14 protein-coding genes are annotated in these 16,518 nt (G+C 67.5%); 8 read left to right on the top strand and 6 right to left on the bottom strand.

Annotated elements, in window-relative coordinates; genetic code table 11:
- Positions 1-64 precede the first annotated feature (64 nt).
- Positions 65-1,609 (top strand): cytochrome b N-terminal domain-containing protein, encoded by a 1,545-nt coding sequence (locus ASG80_RS05160; protein ID WP_235508194.1) that lies wholly within the window; start codon positions 65-67, stop codon positions 1,607-1,609.
- Positions 1,610-1,739: 130 nt separating this feature from the next.
- On the opposite strand, the gene ASG80_RS24375 is transcribed toward ASG80_RS05160, so the two are convergent.
- The 5 genes from ASG80_RS24375 to ASG80_RS05135 are packed head-to-tail and all read right to left on the bottom strand — an operon-like array spanning position 1,740 to position 6,129.
- Positions 1,740-2,300, bottom strand: a complete 561-nt coding sequence (locus tag ASG80_RS24375; protein WP_235508193.1) for an SDR family oxidoreductase — start codon at positions 2,298-2,300, stop codon at positions 1,740-1,742.
- Positions 2,267-3,025 (bottom strand): SDR family oxidoreductase, encoded by a 759-nt coding sequence (locus ASG80_RS05150; RefSeq protein WP_056729093.1) that lies wholly within the window; start codon positions 3,023-3,025, stop codon positions 2,267-2,269. The genes ASG80_RS24375 and ASG80_RS05150 overlap by 34 nt, the downstream gene beginning before the upstream one ends.
- Positions 3,026-3,054: 29 nt before the next feature.
- Positions 3,055-4,209 carry a hypothetical protein gene (locus ASG80_RS05145; RefSeq protein ID WP_056729092.1) on the bottom strand — a complete coding sequence of 385 codons (1,155 nt, stop codon included), beginning with the start codon at positions 4,207-4,209 and terminating at the stop codon, positions 3,055-3,057.
- 58 nt (positions 4,210-4,267) lie between these two features.
- On the bottom strand, positions 4,268-4,942 hold the full coding sequence (locus ASG80_RS05140) for a response regulator transcription factor (protein ID WP_056729091.1): 675 nt from the start codon (positions 4,940-4,942) through the stop codon (positions 4,268-4,270).
- Positions 4,939-6,129, bottom strand: a complete 1,191-nt coding sequence (locus tag ASG80_RS05135; RefSeq protein WP_156401661.1) for a sensor histidine kinase — start codon at positions 6,127-6,129, stop codon at positions 4,939-4,941. The genes ASG80_RS05140 and ASG80_RS05135 overlap by 4 nt, the downstream gene beginning before the upstream one ends.
- Before the next feature lie 72 nt (positions 6,130-6,201).
- Between ASG80_RS05135 and ASG80_RS05130 the strand changes: the two genes are divergently transcribed.
- Complete coding sequence (locus ASG80_RS05130; protein ID WP_056729089.1) at positions 6,202-7,059, top strand: hypothetical protein; 858 nt, start codon at positions 6,202-6,204, stop codon at positions 7,057-7,059.
- Between the two features lie 16 nt (positions 7,060-7,075).
- Here ASG80_RS05130 and ASG80_RS24710 read toward each other — a convergent pair whose 3' ends face one another.
- Positions 7,076-7,162, bottom strand: coding sequence for a VOC family protein (locus tag ASG80_RS24710; RefSeq protein WP_255355575.1), 87 nt, complete (start codon positions 7,160-7,162; stop codon positions 7,076-7,078).
- A gap of 381 nt (positions 7,163-7,543) precedes the next feature.
- On the opposite strand from ASG80_RS24710, the gene ASG80_RS05120 reads away from it, so the two are divergent.
- From ASG80_RS05120 to ASG80_RS05095, 6 genes are read left to right on the top strand one after another with little or no spacing between them, the layout of a single operon-like run.
- The gene (locus ASG80_RS05120; protein WP_056729087.1) at positions 7,544-8,875 is read left to right on the top strand and encodes an ABC transporter substrate-binding protein; all 1,332 of its coding nucleotides are present in this window, start codon (positions 7,544-7,546) and stop codon (positions 8,873-8,875) included.
- A gap of 38 nt (positions 8,876-8,913) precedes the next feature.
- Positions 8,914-9,897 carry a carbohydrate ABC transporter permease gene (locus ASG80_RS05115; protein ID WP_200952500.1) on the top strand — a complete coding sequence of 328 codons (984 nt, stop codon included), beginning with the start codon at positions 8,914-8,916 and terminating at the stop codon, positions 9,895-9,897.
- Positions 9,897-10,715, top strand: a complete 819-nt coding sequence (locus ASG80_RS05110) for a carbohydrate ABC transporter permease (protein WP_056729086.1) — start codon at positions 9,897-9,899, stop codon at positions 10,713-10,715. The genes ASG80_RS05115 and ASG80_RS05110 overlap by 1 nt, the downstream gene beginning before the upstream one ends.
- Before the next feature lie 52 nt (positions 10,716-10,767).
- A complete protein-coding gene (locus tag ASG80_RS05105; protein ID WP_056729085.1) occupies positions 10,768-11,826 on the top strand; it encodes a LacI family DNA-binding transcriptional regulator in 1,059 nt (352 codons plus the stop codon).
- 27 nt (positions 11,827-11,853) lie between these two features.
- Positions 11,854-14,169 carry a glycoside hydrolase family 3 N-terminal domain-containing protein gene (locus tag ASG80_RS05100; RefSeq protein ID WP_056729084.1) on the top strand — a complete coding sequence of 772 codons (2,316 nt, stop codon included), beginning with the start codon at positions 11,854-11,856 and terminating at the stop codon, positions 14,167-14,169.
- 11 nt (positions 14,170-14,180) lie between these two features.
- Entirely contained in the window at positions 14,181-16,511 is a 2,331-nt protein-coding gene (locus ASG80_RS05095; RefSeq protein WP_056729083.1) for a glycoside hydrolase family 95-like protein, read from the top strand.
- Positions 16,512-16,518 lie beyond the last annotated feature (7 nt).

Here is a 16,518-nt window from a genome sequence, read left to right as displayed (position 1 = left end):
GAGGCGGGGCGTTGCCGTGCTCCAGGATCTGCGTCGTCGCGTCGTACCCCTGCATTGGTCGAACATGTTCGGGGTGATCGCACTCGCATGCCTCGCGGTCATCACCCTGACCGGCGTGATCCTGATGTTCTTCTACACGCCCTCCGGTACGACCGTCGAGTACGACGGGCGGTACCCGGCGCTTCAGGGCGTGCAGGTGTCGAAAGCGTTCGAATCGACCCTGTATGCCTCGTTCGAGGTTCCCGGCGGCCTGCTCCTCCGGCAGGCCCATCACTGGGCCGCACTGCTGCTGCCCGCGGCCCTGATCGCCCAGCTCTTGGTCACCTTCTTCACCGGGGCCTTCCGCAAGCCGCGACGCGCGGGCTGGGTGCTGCTGTTCCTGATCCTGATCACCGCCCTCGCGGGCGGGTGGAGCGGGTATGCCCTGCCCGACGACATGCTCTCCGGCACAGGGCTGCGCATCTTCGAAGGAATTCTCCTCGGCATTCCAGTCGTCGGAACTTGGCTGAAAGAGCTGCTCTTCGGAGGTCAGTTCCCGGGCGAGATCATCGAGCATCTCTACCCACTGCATCTTGCCGTCGTGCCCGTGATGCTCGCGCTCATCGTCGTTCGCATCGCGATCATGCACCGGCTGAAGCCACCCCAGTTCGCGGGCCCCGGACGAACTGAGGCCAACGTCGTCGGCGTGCCGCTCTTCCCCGACGCGGCGGCACGCGCCGGCGGGCTCTTCCTCATCGTGACCGGCCTGCTGCTGCTGATCTCCGCGACCGTCACCATCAACCCGATCTGGCTGTACGGACCCGCCTCACCGGGCAACGCCGGCGCCGGCAGCCAGCCGGACTGGTACACCGGCTTCCTCGACGGGGCGCTCCGACTCGTGCCATCCGGCTGGGAGATCGTCGCGCTCGATCGCACGTGGACGCTCGCCCTGCTCGTCCCACTGGCGGTGATCACGGTCTTCCTCCTCCTCGTCGCCGCGTATCCGTTCATCGAGGGCTGGATCGCCGCTGACCATCGAGAACACCATGTCCTGGACCGCCCACGGAACACACCGACCAGGACGGGAATCGGCGTCGCGGGCATCGTGTTCTACGGCGTTCTCTGGGTTGCCGGAAGCGCGGACCTCATCGCGGTCGCCTTCAGCCTCACGATCGAAGGGGTCGTGCTCGCCCTGCAGATCCTCCTGCTGGCCGGGCCTGTCATCGCCTTCACGATTGCACGACGGGTCTGCCTCGGCCTCCAGCGCAAGGACCGGGAGCTCCTCCTCCACGGGTTCGAGACGGGGCGGATCGTACGTCTCCCTGGGGGCGAATACATCGAGGTCCACCAGCAGCTCAGCAGGTACGAGCGCTGGCGGCTGCTCGACACCGGTGAACACGCCCCGCTCACCTTGGAACCCCACAGCGGTCGGACGCTCTGGACACTTCGCCTGCGAGTGCGCCTGTCCCGATTCTTCTTCGAGGACCGGCTCGAACCGCTCTCGCCTCACGATGCCCTTCCGCCGCCGTTCGGCGCGCCGGCCGCGAGCCAATCCTCGAACCGCGTCGGGGCGATCGTCGCGTCGGGGCCGGGAAGCAACTCGCGCTCATCGAGGTCGGTGCCGAAGTAGCGGGCGAGCGGGTCCACGACCACTTCGCGGGAATCCCCGCGGACCTCCAGTTCCCGTCGTACGAGCTCCTCGAGCCGGAACCGCTCGGGGCCGGCGAACTCGACCACGCCGTTCAGCGGTGAGCCGACGGCTACCTCGGCGGTCGCCGAACCGACGTCGTCGGCAGATATCGGCTGGATGAGGGCATTCGAGAGGCGGACGAGGTGCTGTCTGGTCGCGGCATCGCGATTCTCGAGATGAACTCGAAGAACTGGGTGGCATGCACGATGGTGAAGGGGCGACCCGATCGGCGGATGAGGTGCTCCTGGGCTTCCTTCGCGGCGAAGTAGCCACCCTCCGTCTGGGCGAGCCGATCCGTGCCGACCACGGAGAGTGCGACGTGATGACGCACGCCCGCCGCAGCGCCGTGGGTCAGCAGGTTGAGCGTCGAGCCGTAGAAGAAGTCATTCGCGCCCCGCTCGTCGAGGTACCCCGAGTTGGTGACGTCGATGAGGATCTCCGCCCCGGCGAGGGCCTCCGCGAGACCCTCGCCCGTGTAGGAGTTGACCCCGGTCGCGCGGGACGCGGAGACGACGTCGTGGCCGTCGGCGGTGAGCCGGGCGACGAGTCGTGTGCGATGAGCCCGGTGCCGCCGATGACCGCGATGCGCATGGCGGCCTACTTCGCCGGCGCCGACCGGGCGGCGAGCCAGTCCGCGAACGTGGTCGTCGACAGTTGCGCGTCGGGGCCCGGCACGAGTTCGGTGCCGGAGAGCCGGGTGCCGAAGTACCGAGCGTCCGGATCCGAGATGACGGTGCGCGTGTCCCCCTTCGCCGTGAGCGCGATGCGAACGAGCTCGTCCTGACCGATGCGCTCCGGTCCGCCGATCTCGAGCGTGCCGTTGATGGGGTCGCCGGCGGCGACTCGGGCGACGGCGGCCGAGACCTCCGCTGCGGCGATCGGCTGCATCATCCCGGTCGACACGCGTGCGGTGCCGTCGATGGTCGCCTCATCGGCGATGCGTCCGACGAACTCGTAGAACTGGGTCGCCCGCACGATCGAGTACGGCCGGCCGGATGCCTCGATGAGCTGCTCCTGCGCGACCTTCGCGCGGAGGTAGCCGCTGTCGGGAAGGCGACCACTTCCGACGATGGAGAGCGCGACGTGGTGCGTCACGCCGGCCTCGCGCTCGGCCGCGAGCAGGTTGGTGGTGGAGGTGGTGAAGAACTCGAGCACGTCCGCATCTGCGAATGACGGCGAGTTCGACACGTCGACGACCACGTTCGCGCCCACGAGCACGTCGGCCAGTCCCTCGCCGGTGATGGTGTTCACGCCCGAGTTCGGCGAGGCGGCGACCGCCTCGTGCCCGCGCTGGGCGAGTTCCGACACGACCTTCGATCCGATGAGGCCGGTGCCTCCGATGACGACGATCTTCATGAGTGTGGTTCCTTTCGCTACTCGTCTGGTTACTCCTTCATGGCCCCGGCGGCAACCGAGATCGAGCGGACGCGACGCGCGCGATGACGCGCGTAGCCCCACGTGGCAAGGGCGAGCATCGGGCCCCAGAGCCAGAACGGCAGCACAAACACGATCTCGAGCGGCAACGATGCCGAAGCCGCGAGGACCAGCGACTGCACGCCCCCTGCCGTGAACAGCACGGCGACCACGGACGCCGGCACCACCGCGAGCGGCACCGGCACCGGCTTCCCACCCACGCGCGGAACCCAGCGCGGCAGGCGCGTTCCCCACGGCAGCACGAGCCCGAGGGTGAGGACGGCGCCGACGAGCATCGCCCCGCCGAGCATAAGACCGACGACGCGTACCTCGGGATGCTCAGAGAACATGTCCGTGCTGCCTCCGAAGAGCGGCCACGGCGTGAGCCACGACGCGCGGGCCACGACGTAGGGGGCGGCGCACGCCGCCGCCGCGACGGTGATGACGACGCGGTGGCGCTCGGCGAACGCGCCCACGCGCCCGAAGCGACGCGCCAGCGGTGTCGCTGCCCAGAGCGTCCACACCCCCACGAACGCGATCAGGCCGAGTGAGGTGCCGAAGCGAACTGGGTCGTCGGCGATCGCCGCCGCAAATCGCGTGGAGAACTCCACCAGCGGGAAGATCCCGAGGTGCGAGAGCACGACGACCCCCACGACGGGGATCGCGAGCGCCGCCGCCACGAGTGGGCGCCGTACCGCGAGCACGACGATCACCGCGACGATGCCGAGCGGGACGAGGAATGCGAGCGAGTAGCCGGCGATCACGATTCCGTCGAAGCCGAGGAGGCCGAGAGCGACCGCGCCCACCATGAGCAGCGCGAGCACCGAGGCAGTGCCGACGGCCTTCAACCACCCGGCCAGCACGCTGACACCGATGGCCGCAGTGACCACGCCGGCGACGGCCTGCACTCCGGCCGCGACGAACGCGGCCGTCGCGCTCGGACTGCCGAGCAGCTGTTCGAGAGGTGAGCGGCCCGCGGCATACGGGCCGGCGTGCGGGGCGACGAGCCACACCAGCGCGGCCGCGAGCACGGCCGTCGCGATGACGGTGCCGGTCCAGGCGAGCCGACGCGACGCGGGCGATCGCACGATCAGCGGGGGGATCATGTGCTGCGTGGTGGTATCCATGCCTCCACACTCGCCGAGCGGCGCTCGCGCACGCTTCACCCGGATGGGCGTCCTCGCCTCACCCGTGCGAGTGAGCCTCGCCGGGCTGGACGATGCCCTGCTCGTACGCCCAGATGACGACCTGGATCCGGTCGGACAGTCCGAGCTTGGCGAGGATCGCCTTCACGTGGGTCTTCACGGTGTTGCCGGTGAGGAACAGCGAGCGGCCGATCTCGTCGTTCGAGGCGCCGCGCGCGAGGAGCATCGCGACCTCGCGCTCGCGGGGGCTGAGGACCGCGAGCGGGTCGCCCGCGGGTGGAGTCGCGTGCCGACGCACGTACCGCAGCAGGGTCGCTGCGGCACGTGGGGCCAAGGCCGCGTCGCCCGCGGCGACCCGGCAGATCGCGTCGATGAGCTCGGCGGGCCGGGCGTCCTTCGTCAGGAATCCGCTGGCGCCCGCGCGGATGGCAGCGAACACGTACTCGTCGAGGTCGAACGTCGTCAACACGAGCACGCGTGTATCCGACCGCGCACGCAGCACCTCCTCCGTCGCGCGGATGCCGTCCATCCCGGGCATCCGCACATCCATGAGGACGACGTCGACGTCATGCGCACGCACGTGGGCGACCGCCGCGGCTCCGTCCGCCGCCGTGCCCGAGACGTCGATCCGCGGATCGGCGTCGAGGATCGTCGCGAGCGCATCGCGAAGGAGTTCCTGATCGTCGGCCAGCAGCACAGTGACCGGTCGCGTCATGCGTCCTCCTCGATCGGCATCGACACCCGCACGGTCCAGCCGCTGCCCTGCTGCACGTCCAGCGCACCGCCGGCCTGGCGCACACGCTCCGCCATGCCGATGAGCCCGACGCCCACGCCGGCGCTTCCCTGAATCGTTCCCTCGCCGCCGTCATCCGTCACGCTCAGCACCACCTCGTCGGCGCTCCACCCGAGCTCGACGCGCACCTGGACGAGCGGTCGCACATGGCGGACCACGTTCGTCAGCGCCTCCTGCGCAGCACGGAAGACCGCGAGCTCGGCATCCGGGCGCATGGTGCGCGGCTCACCGCGCTCGACGAAGCTCGTACGGTGCTCGGGCGTGCTCGTGCCCTCGACGAGTCGAGCGAGCCCGCGGAGGTCGGGTGACGGAGAGAGGCCCGGGTCGCTCTCGCCGTCGTCGAGCACGTGGAGCATGCGGCGGAGCCCGTGCATCGCCGACCGGCCGGTCTCGGCAACCCGCTCGAGCGCATGCGACGCCTGTGGTTCGCGTGCGAGCACGCGCGCCGCCTCCGCCTGGGCGATCATGATCGTGAGCGAGTGCGAGACGACATCGTGCAGGTCGCGACCGATGCGCGTGCGCTCTGCGGCGAGCGCATCGTGCACGCGTTGCTCGGCGCGCGCGGCGGATGCAGCCCGACGCTGGCGAGACCATACGCCGAAGGCCCATCCCGCCGCCACGACCGCAACGAGTGCCATCGCCTCGAACGCGATCAGTATCGGATCACGCAGGTCGTGAGAGATGGCGTCGACCGCCGTGATGATGCCGGCGCCGACGATGCCCACGCCCAGCGCAGCGCCCGCCACGCCACGGCGCTGCGTCGACCCCATCTGCCATTCCAACAGGATGAAGGTGGTTGCCGAAGGAAGAAGGGCCGCGCTCGACGAGCCTGGCGCCGCGGTGAGGGCGAGGCTCAGCATCGCCGCAGCGCCGATTCCGAAGGCGATGCGCGGCAGACGGTAGCAGGCGAAGCCCGTGATGTGCAGGACGATGACCAGGGCGAGGATCCAGGTCGACACGGCCGTGCCGAACTCGGGCAACACGATCTGGATCAACATCGCGATCGTCATCGGCAGCGTCACCGCGCAGATGAGGGTCGCCGCCACCAGTGGCGTGCGACCCCCATCGACGAGAGGCGCGGACGTCCGTGGCTCCTGCGCGTTCTTCACGCCTTCCAGTCTGTTGTACCGCCCACGTCAGGGCCTCACCCGCGAGGGCGATGCCGGCTCTAGAGTTTCCATATGTCGGAACCGCAACGCACGCGTTCGGACCTCGCAGTCGCCGCCCTCTTGGGGCGTGGTGCGATCCTTGGGACGATCTCGATCTCGCTTCTGGTGCTCGTCGGCAGCATCGGAGGCCTGGCCAGCAGCGCGCCGTATGCGAACGAGACAGCCGATTGGGCGCTTCAGGCGCGCGGCCAGGACCTCGGCAACCTCATTGTCGTGGCCGTGTTGATCGTCAGCACGATTGCTGCGGTGCGTGGGTCGGCGGCGGGCCTCTTCGTCTGGATGGGCGCGTTGGTGTACGTGACGTACGTCTACGTCATCTATGCCTTCGCGCTGCACGTCGGAGTCTTCTACCTGCTCTACCTCGCGATCCTCGGCCTGACGTTCTTCCCCCTCGGCCGGCGCTTGGTCGCCGCTCTCGATCCAGCACTGCCGCCGGTGCGGTCGGGTCAACGCGCCACTCGATTCGCCGGCATCACCCTGATCACCATCGCTGTGCTCTTCGGCATCCTGTGGCTGTCCGAACTTGTGCCGGCGTTGCTCGCGGGCACGACACCGCCCAGCGTCGCGTCGGCGGGACTGATGGTCAATCCCGTCCACTCGATCGACCTTTCGATCGTGCTGCCGTCGATGATCGTCACCGGCATCGGCGCCCTCCGCGGTCGGAGTGCGGGCCTCCTTCTGATCGCCCCATGGCTGTCGTTCTCCGTGCTCATGGGAACGAGCCTCCTCGTCCTCCTCGGCCTTCAAGCAGCGGATGCCGCAGGTGCAGTCCTGCCCGTGCTCATCGCGGTCTCGATCGTGGTCGTCGTGAGCGCAGCCGCGTTCGTGGTGCTTCGCCGGAATTCGGTCTCTGCAGGCCCGGTCGCCTGACCGCCTGCCATGCTGGTCAGCTCGCCCATGTGTTCGCGGGGATGATGTGCCAGCTCACGCCGAACCGGTCCCTGCACCAGCCGCACTGCTCCGACTCGGGCACGTTCGAGAGCTCGACCAATAGCAGTCGATCTCATCCTGGCCCTTGCGGGACTCGACGAACGAGATCGACTCGTTGAAGGTGAAGGGTGGCACGCCGTCGAGGCAGACGGAATCCGCGCCGTTCAGGGTGAACTGCCCGTTGAGCACTCTGCACCCGCCGTTACGCCGACACGTTCCGAAAGTTTTCAGGCGCGAGGGGCCTTTCTTGGGCCCTTGCAGTTCGCGACGATATTCTCGGCCTTGGGACAACCGGAAAGTTTTTCGTTTATGCCTAGGTGTTAGAGCAACGATTTTTCGTTTACGTTTCTTGAGCCCCCAGGGGCGGCTCCATCCCCCAAGAGCAGCCGCGAGGAAGCGGCATGAGAACGAGAGGCGTTCAACGATGAACCTGAAGAAGCACAGCGCACGAACTGCGGCGGCTGCCGCGATCGCGATCACCGCGTTCGCCGTGGCCGGTTGCGCTTCGGCGAGTGGAGGCACCAACGAGAGTCGGCCGGAGGGCGAGATCCACGTCGCGGTGTACGGCGACGCGGCCGCGACGGCCGAGGAAGCCGCCGCCGAGCGATTCAACGAGACCTCGGAGATCAAGGTCGTGGTCGACAAGTTGGCAGGTGACGGGAACTATCCGACCGCGGTTCGGACCTCGCTCGGTACCGCGAATGCGCCCGACATCTTCATGAGCTGGGGCGCCGCCGACATCCAGCAGCTCGTCGACGCTGGGGCTGTCATGCCGCTCGACGAGTTCATCGACGAGGACCCGGCGCTCCGCGACGCCTTCATCCCCTCGGTCTTCGATGAGGAGGTCATCAACGGCGAGGCCTACGGCATCCCGATGCGCGGCGTCGCGCCGACCTTCCTCTTCTACAACAAGCAGGTGCTCGCCGACGCCGGCCTTGAGCCCGCACAGACATGGGACGATCTCCTCAGCCAGACCGAGACCCTTACGCAGGCCGGGGTCATCCCGGTGGCCCTCGCGGGAGCGGACAAGTGGCCGACCCAGATGTGGTACCAGTACGCGTTCGCCCGTGAGATCGGGAACGACGAGGTGTCGGCGGGCCTTGCCGGTGAGGGCGAGGTCTGGGCGAGCGAGGGGAGCCGCTCGGCCCTCGACCGTCTGAAGGAGCTCGTCGACGCCGGCACGTTCGGGTCGACCTTCGATTCGGTGGGGTACTCGAACCAGGGCACCACGGGACTGCTCAGCCAGGGTAAGGCGGCCTACGAACTCATGGGCACGTGGAACTACGCAACCCTCGAGGGCGCCGCACCGGACTTCGTGGCCGACAACCTGGGCTGGGTGGCCTTCCCGAGCCTCGAGGATGGCGCGGGGGAGTCGGGTGAGATCGCGGGCAACCTGAGCAACTTCTACAACGTCGCGGCGGACACGCGCTACCCCGAGGCTGCCCGCGACTTCCTCAAGGAGCTGTACAGCGATGCGTTCGTCGCCGATCAGATCGCCCTCGGCAATCTCCCGCCCACGCTGAACGCAGGCGAGTTCATCGCTGCCGACGAGAGCATCGACGCCAACAAGAAGTCCTACCTCGACTTCGTGTTCAACCTTGTGCAGGACGCTCCGACCTTCCAGCTCTCCTGGGACCAGGTCGTCCCGACGGCGAGCAAGGAGCGACTGACGGACGCGATCGCGGACTACTTCAACGGCACGATCGATGCAGACGGCTGGGTCTCTCAGATGCAGTCCATCACTGCCACCGGCTGAGTCGACCTCGTTCCCGCACCATTCGAAAGGCATACGACATGACCCGTCTCGCCATCAGTGAGCGGACCTCCGGGTTCGCGATGCGCGAGGCCCAGAACACCGATCGGGGCGGCCTGCATGCTGCAGGCCGCCCCGGAGGCCTGCAGCATGCAGGCCGACCTGGCATCCTCTGGGCGCTCCCGGCGATTCTCTACTTCGCGCTCTTCGCTCTCCTGCCGTTGGGCTTCGCCTTCTACCTGTCATTCACCTACTACAACGGCATCCGGATCTCTCCGCCGACATTCATCGGCCTCGACAACTGGACCAGGTTGTCCTCGGATGCCGCAGTGGGGAAGAGCGTCACGATCACCCTGCTTCTGGTGGTTCTGGCCGTGGTCACCCAAGTTCCTCTGGGCGTGATCACCGGTGTGTGGGCGGCGGGCCCTCAGCGGTTCCGTGCCATCGTGGTCGCGCTCTACTTCATCCCGCTGTTGATGTCGACTGCGGCCGTCAGCGTTCTTTGGGGATCCTTGCTCGATCCGAACTTCGGGATTCCCGACGCGCTGCCGTGGCTTTTCGGGGACGGCAACCTGCTCGGTCGGCAATGGTCGGCGGTTGCGGTGATCGTGTTCATCTACCTGTGGGGTGCGACGCCGCTGTACACCCTCATCTTCCAGGGAGCGGCGCGGCAGATCCCCGTCACCATCTACCAGGCCGCGCAGATCGATGGGGCCGGCATCATCCGCCAGTTCTTCTCCATCACGATTCCGCAGTTGCGGAACACGATCATCACCGTGACGATTCTCATCGTCGTCGGTACGTTCACCGCGTTCGACATCATCCTCATCCTGACCCGGGGCGGACCGAGCAACGGCACGGCGATCCTGCCGTACTTCATGTACGAGCAGGCGTTCGTCGCGTTCGATCTCGGCTACGGCAGCGCGATCGCAGTCGTCCTCGTCGTCCTGGCTGCCGCGGTCTCCCTGGTCATGGTCCGGGTCACGGGGTACGACAAGATGACCGGAAGCCAGGAGGGCATCTGATGGGTACCCGCCCCAATTGGTTCGCCGGCACGTTCGCGGTCGGCTGGCTGTTCGTCATCCTGTTGCCCGTGTACCTCATGCTGCGCGCGTCGTTCGAGAGCCAGAGCGCGTACACCAGGAATGGCCCGCTTGCTCCGCCGACGGAGTTCGTGCTCGACAACTTCATCGCATCGTTCGAGATGGGCTTCGGGCGTTACCTGCTCAATGCCGGGATCATCACCGTCGGAACCGTCGCCATCGTCCTGGTTCTCGTTCCGCCGCTCGCGTTCGCGATCGTCCGGAGCAGGAACCGTGGCGTATCCGCCGCGTTCCGGCTCCTGCTGGTGGGATTGGCGATTCCGGCTCAGGTGGTGGTCATTCCGCTGTACTACCTGATCGATTCGCTCGGACTCTACGACTCCCTGCTCGGCGTGATCCTTCCGACCGCGGCGTTCGTCATCCCGCTGACCACGCTGATCCTCTGCGGCAGCATGCGGGAGATCAGCGGCGAGTTGTACGAGGCCATGGCCATCGACGGTGCCACCCCGCTGAGATCGTTCTTCTCCATGGTGCTGCCGCTCGCCAAGGGTGGGATCGCAACGGTCGTCGTCTACACGGCGCTGAACGCGTGGAACGGATTCCTCCTCCCGCTGATTCTCACGCGGTCGCCCGAGGTCACGGTGGCCACCGTCGGTCTCAGCCAGTTCCGTCAGCAGTTCAGCGTGAACATCCCGGGACTGTTGTCGGCCGTGGTACTGACGATCATCCCGATCTTCATCGTCTACCTGTTCGCGCGGCGGGCCCTCATCGCCGGACTGATGGGAGTCGGCGGAAAGTGACGTACTCGGAATCACGCCAAGTGACGTACTCGGAATCAAGGGGAGTGATGACATGGACGACATGACCGACTCAGGTGCAGCGGTGTCCAGACGGACGACGATCACCGATGTTGCTCGAAGCGCCAACGTGTCCATCGCGACGGTGTCGAAGGTCATCAACGGGCGCGGGGGTGTCGGTGAGGAGACTCGAGCGCGGGTCGAGGGCGCGGTCGAATCGCTCGGATATGTGAGCATCGTCGAGCGACACAGTACGGTCCGATCGATCGGTGAAGGGACGATCGAACTCGTCGTGGAGCCCGGCGACGTCGCCAACCCCTACCTCTCGACCTTCCTCGGTGGAGCCATGGAGACTGCGGGCCAGATGAACTGCGCCTTGCTGCTGCGATCCATCGACAGCATCTCAGAAGTCTCGAGCAAGGCTTGGGCGCAGAGTCTTGCTCGCGCGGGACGCATCGGCGTGATCGAGGTGACCAGCGCATACTCAGCCCAGCGGGAGAATGCCCTCCGCGCAATCGGCTTGCCGATGATCCTGGTCGATCCGATCGATCGACCGCGGCCGTCGACGCCGAGTATCGGCGCGACGAACTGGGCGGGCGCATACGACGCGACGACATACCTGACCTCGCTCGGCCACCGGCGAATCGCGTACATCGGCGGGCCGCCCCGTGCAAGCTGTGACATCGTGCGGGCTCACGGCTGGGCCGCTGCCATGGCTGACGCCGGCCTCACCGTCGACCTCGACGCCGTTCCCCGCCACTCCTTCACGTTCGAACACGGGCTGCGATCGGCGGAGATGCTCCTGCAGTCCGCGGAGCCGCCCACCGCGATCTTCGCCGGTAGCGATGTCTCAGCCATGGGAGTCCTCGAAGCGGCACGCCGCCAGGGAATCTCCGTGCCCTCGGAACTGAGTGTCGTCGGGTTCGACGACACCTATCTCGCCCGGACCTCGACACCGCCGCTCACGACGGTTCATCAGCCGATCGCCGATATCGGACGCACGGCCGTGGCCTCGATCATGCGGCTCGCCAACGGGGAGCAGATCCCCACCAAGCGGATCGAGGTATCGACTCACCTCGTCATCCGGGACTCGACCGCCCCGCTGGAACGCTGACTTGATCACTCGAACGGATACGACTCCATGACCGACACCCTCCCGCGGAGCCAGACCTGGCATGACACCGCCCGCTCGCCTGCCGAACGCGCGTCGGCTCTCCTCCGCGAGATGACGCCGCTCGAGAAGCTGCAGCAGCTGGGCTCCACGTGGCCCGATGCGGCGGGTGCGAGTGGGGACGTCGCACCGATGCAGGACACTCAGTTGCAGGCGATCCCGTTCGCCGAGGCGATCCGTGACGGGATCGGCCACCTCACTCGACCGTTCGGGACGTTGCCGGTGGAACCTGCCCGGGGCATGAGGCGGTTGGCAGAGCTGCAACGCGCTGTGATGGCGGCGAACCGGTTCTCGATCCCGGCCATCGCACACGAGGAGTGCTTGACCGGCTTCACCGCGTGGAAGGCGACGGTGTACCCGACGTCCCTGGCGTGGGCGGCCACCTTCGACCCCGACGTGATCCAGGAGATGGGGTCCGCGATCGGTCGCGACATGGTGCAGCTCGGCGTGCATCAGGGCCTGGCCCCGGTCCTCGACGTCGTGCGCGACTACCGATGGGGGCGCGTCGAGGAGACGCTCGGAGAGGATCCGTACCTCGTCGGCGAGATGGCTGCTGCGTATGTCCGGGGTCTTCAGTCGTCCGGCATCATCGCGACATTGAAGCACTTCGCCGGATATTCGGCGTCCCGCGGTGCTCGCAACCACGCCCCGGCTTCGGTCGGGCCCCGTGAACTCGCAGACATCGTCCTGGTGCCGTTCGAGAAGGCGGTCGTGCACGCCGGCGTGCGCTCGGTCATGAACGCCTACAACGAAATCGACGGAGTCCCGGCCGCCGTCGATGCATCGCTGCTCACCGGCATCCTTCGGACGCAGTGGGGCTTCGAGGGGACCGTCGTGTCCGACTACTGGGCGATCCCTTTCGTCCAGAGCATGCACCGGCTCGCCATCGACAACGCCGACGCCGGCGCGCAGGCGCTCACCGCGGGCATCGACGTCGAGCTTCCGCACACCCTCGCGTTCGGTCCAGAGCTCCTCGACACCGTCGGCGCGGACGTGATCGATCGTGCCGCGCTCCGGGTGCTCACGCAGAAGGCGGAACTCGGCCTCCTCGACCCCGGATGGATGCCCGCCGAGCCGGAGTGTGAGGTGATCGACCTGGATCCGCCGGGGAACCGCCGCATTGCCGGGACGATCGCCGAGCGGTCCATCGTGCTGCTCTCGAACGACGAGGATGTGCTGCCGCTCGAACACGCGCCGCAGCGCATTGCGGTCATCGGCCCAGCTGCGCACGACTCGGGATGCCTGTTCGGCTGCTACTCCTTTCCCAACCATGTCGTTCCCAGCCACCCCGGTCTGGACCTCGGGGTCGACGCCCCCACCGTGCTCGAGTCGATCAGAGCCGAGTTTCCCGGCAGTGAGGTCGAATTCGAGTTGGGCGTTCCGGTGCTGGGCGGCGGGGCCGAGGGCATCGCCGCGGCGGTGCGCGCAGCGGAGCGCGCCGACCTTGCCGTGCTGGTCGTGGGCGATCGCTCCGGCATGTTCGGTCAGGGCACCTCAGGAGAAGGGTGCGACGCGCTCGACCTTCAGCTGCCCGGGAAGCAGGCGGAGCTCGTGAGCGCGGTGCTCGAGGCCGCTCGTCAGGTCGTGCTCGTGGTGGTCTCAGGCCGTCCGTATGCGGTCGGCCGCTTCGCCTCGCGCGCCGCGGCGACGATCCAGGCCTTCTTCCCCGGGGAGGAGGGCGGTCAGGCCATCGCCGGAGTGCTCTCGGGGCGGGTGAATCCATCTGGACGGCTGCCGGTACAGATTCCGGGGGAGGCTTCGGCTCAACCCGGGACGTACCTCGCGCCCCCGCTTGCGCTCAAAAGCGACGGAGTGAGCAATCTCGACCCGACGCCGGCGTTCCGGTTCGGACACGGGCTCTCCTACACGCATTTTCACGTTCACGACGCGAGCATCTCGAAGACGGAGATTCCCACGGACGGCACCGTCTCCGTTGAAGCGACCGTGCGGAATGTCGGCGACCGCGCCGGTGCGCACGTCGTGCAGTTGTACTTGAGCGACCCGGTCGCCACGGTCACCCGGCCGGTACGGCAACTCGTCGGTTTCGCCCGAGTCCATCTGGAGCCGGGGGCGAGCGCCGAGATCCTGTTCGATGTGCATGCCGACCTTGCGAGCTTCACCGGCCGAGACCTGCGACGTCGCGTCGAACCAGGCGAGATCGTGCTGACGATCGCCGATTCGGAAGGACATCCCGGGACGGCGCTCTCTGTCGAGTTGGTCGGCCCAGTCAGGCATGTCGATCACACCCGGCGCATGTCGGCATTCGCCACCGTGCTTCCGGGCTGAGGACCCGCCATATGACCGAGAAGCACGGGCGGCCACAGAGTGCCTGGAGCACGACCATCGCCGAGACCTGGGACCTCGGGGTCGTCGCGGGCACTGGCGTGGTGGGCGCCGTGGCGTTCGGACGACCGACGCAGCACACCATCACGCTCGCACACGAGCGCTTTCTGCTCCCGGCGAACAGCCGTCGCCCGGCCCCCGACCTCGCACCCGCTCTGCCCGCCATGCACGAGGCGCTCCGGAATCGAGACGCGAAGTCGGCAGCCGACATCGTAGAGGATCGCCTGCGAGAACTCGGTCTGGACCCGGATGAGCTCGTCTGGACGGACCCGCTGGCGCCGGTTGGAGAGCTCAGATGGGAAGTGGATGAACCCTGGTCGGAGTACCGACGCGAGGTCATGCTCGACTCCGGCGACGCCGCGCTGTCTTGGCGGCTGGAGTCCGCAGACGATGGGGATGATGCGGGCGCCGGTCTCAAGCTCAGGACCGAGCATGGGACCGAGGAACTGTCCCTGGAGCTGTGGTCGGAACGCGATGTCGTGGGGCGCCTCTCCCTCGGTCCCGTCGAAGAGCGCAGCGCCGGCGCCAGTACGGTCGAGGTCATCGATTACCGCCGGCATGTGACGACGCGCGTCGAAGCGAACCCCTTCGAGCTTTCGATGTCCGTGGTTGCCGCCGGTCGCGAAGAGGGCACCGACCGGATGGCTCGCATCGTGGTCCATGCCGACGAGCCGATGGCGGTGACGGGGGCGAACGAGTGGCAAGTGGTCGTCGCGCGCGGGCGTCCGGTTCGATTCAGAATCCGCGTCACGACGGATGTCGAACCAACGGCTCCACGACTCGACGCGGGAGAGGTCCTCTCTCGTTCCTCCCTACAGCTCAGCGACGGAGGCCTGGGACCGGGCACGACCGAGGAATGGTGGGCCCGAGCGAGATCCGGCGATCCCGAAGCCGAGCGGGTGGTGGTCGAGACTGCCTATGCCGCTGGCCGCCGCAACATCCTGGCATCGACCGGGACGCTGCCACCCACGTTGCAGGGCGTGTGGCAGGGAACGTGGTCGCCCGCTTGGTCAGCGGATTACACGATGAACGGCAATCTCCAGCTCGGTGCTCTTTGCGGAGTCCTCTGGACGTCGATGCCCGAGCTCATGCCCTCGCTGTTCCGACTGGTCCTGCCCTACATCGAGGACTACCGGCACAACGCGAAGGCGATCTTCGGGGTGGACGGCATGCTGCTGCCGGCGCGACTCACGTCACATGGCCACGCCAATCACTTCAATCGCGACTATCCCCATCAGTACTGGCTCGGCAACGGACCATGGCTCCTGCGGATGGCGGCCGACTATATCCAGACGACCGGGGACCGCTCGCTCCTGGACGAGGATCTCTGGACGCTCACCGTCGAGGTGCTCGAGTTCTCTCTGGCGGTGCTCGACGGCGGCGGCGGAGCCCTGTCGCCCTCCTTCTCGCCTGAGAACACCCCTGCGGGGAGTGACAATCCGCTTGCAACGAACGCGACGAGCGATGTCGCGGCGATCCGAGACGGGCTCCGGGTCGGGGCATGGCTCGCTGAGCTCCGCGGCGACGCCGAACGACGCCGACGCTGGCTCGCCGCCCGCGCGGCCCTGCCTGCCTACTCCGTCGCAACCGACGGCAGTCTCGCCGAGTGGTCGGGTGATTGGCCGGAGCATCTGGAGCACCGACACGTCTCGCACCTCCACGGCCTCTGGTACGAGGCGGATGAGGCGTTCGAAACTGCGGCGCTGCGCGCGGCAGCGAGCGAGACCGTACGCGCGAAGATCGCCTGGCGAGCAGAAGCGCCATTCGGGCCCCCAGGGCGAATGGAGATGGCCTTCGGGCTCGCCTCGATCGGCTTGGCTGCGGCGGCGCTCGGCGACGCCGATTCCGCCTACAGGTGCGTGCTCTGGCTGGCGAGGGACCACTTCACTCCCGCGCTCGTTTCGACTCACGACGCCGGAGCGATTTTCAACCTCGACGCGTCTGGTGCCTTGCCCGGCGTGGTCGTGGCGATGCTCGCGCAGTCCTCCCCCGGTGCGCTTTCGCTCCTGCCCGCGTTGCCCGAGCAGTGGCCCAGCGGTCGGGTGACAGGACTGACGGCTCGCGGAAACGTCGTCATCGACGAACTGGAGTGGGGCCCGCAGGTCGTCCGCTCGGCCATGACGCTGCCGGCAAGCGGAAGGTGGCTCCGGCGGGAAGGTGTGACGGTCCGCCTGCCCTGGGACATCCGTATCGCAAGCGGCAAGAACATCGAGCAGCGCGATAGCCGGACGATCGTGATTCCCGCGGATGCAATGTCGGCGAGTTTCGACGCGGTGCGGGTCTGACAGGACC

The sequence above is a fragment of the Agromyces sp. Soil535 genome, from assembly GCF_001428255.1.
Classification (GTDB): Bacteria; Actinomycetota; Actinomycetes; order Actinomycetales; family Microbacteriaceae; genus Agromyces.
Note: the sequence above shows the minus strand (reverse complement) of the source record. Positions and strands in the feature narration are given on the sequence as shown.

Excerpts from the sequence above, each read along its gene's own strand:
- ASG80_RS05160 (WP_235508194.1), top strand. The coding sequence starts at position 65 with ATGTTCGGGGTGATCGCACTCGCATGCCTCGCGGTCATCACCCTGACC.
- ASG80_RS05150 (WP_056729093.1), bottom strand. The coding sequence starts at position 3,025 with ATGAAGATCGTCGTCATCGGAGGCACCGGCCTCATCGGATCGAAGGTC.
- ASG80_RS05145 (WP_056729092.1), bottom strand. The coding sequence starts at position 4,209 with ATGGATACCACCACGCAGCACATGATCCCCCCGCTGATCGTGCGATCG.
- ASG80_RS05140 (WP_056729091.1), bottom strand. The coding sequence starts at position 4,942 with ATGACGCGACCGGTCACTGTGCTGCTGGCCGACGATCAGGAACTCCTT.
- ASG80_RS05130 (WP_056729089.1), top strand. The coding sequence starts at position 6,202 with ATGTCGGAACCGCAACGCACGCGTTCGGACCTCGCAGTCGCCGCCCTC.
- ASG80_RS05120 (WP_056729087.1), top strand. The coding sequence starts at position 7,544 with ATGAACCTGAAGAAGCACAGCGCACGAACTGCGGCGGCTGCCGCGATC.
- ASG80_RS05115 (WP_200952500.1), top strand. The coding sequence starts at position 8,914 with ATGACCCGTCTCGCCATCAGTGAGCGGACCTCCGGGTTCGCGATGCGC.
- ASG80_RS05110 (WP_056729086.1), top strand. The coding sequence starts at position 9,897 with ATGGGTACCCGCCCCAATTGGTTCGCCGGCACGTTCGCGGTCGGCTGG.
- ASG80_RS05105 (WP_056729085.1), top strand. The coding sequence starts at position 10,768 with ATGGACGACATGACCGACTCAGGTGCAGCGGTGTCCAGACGGACGACG.
- ASG80_RS05100 (WP_056729084.1), top strand. The coding sequence starts at position 11,854 with ATGACCGACACCCTCCCGCGGAGCCAGACCTGGCATGACACCGCCCGC.
- ASG80_RS05095 (WP_056729083.1), top strand. The coding sequence starts at position 14,181 with ATGACCGAGAAGCACGGGCGGCCACAGAGTGCCTGGAGCACGACCATC.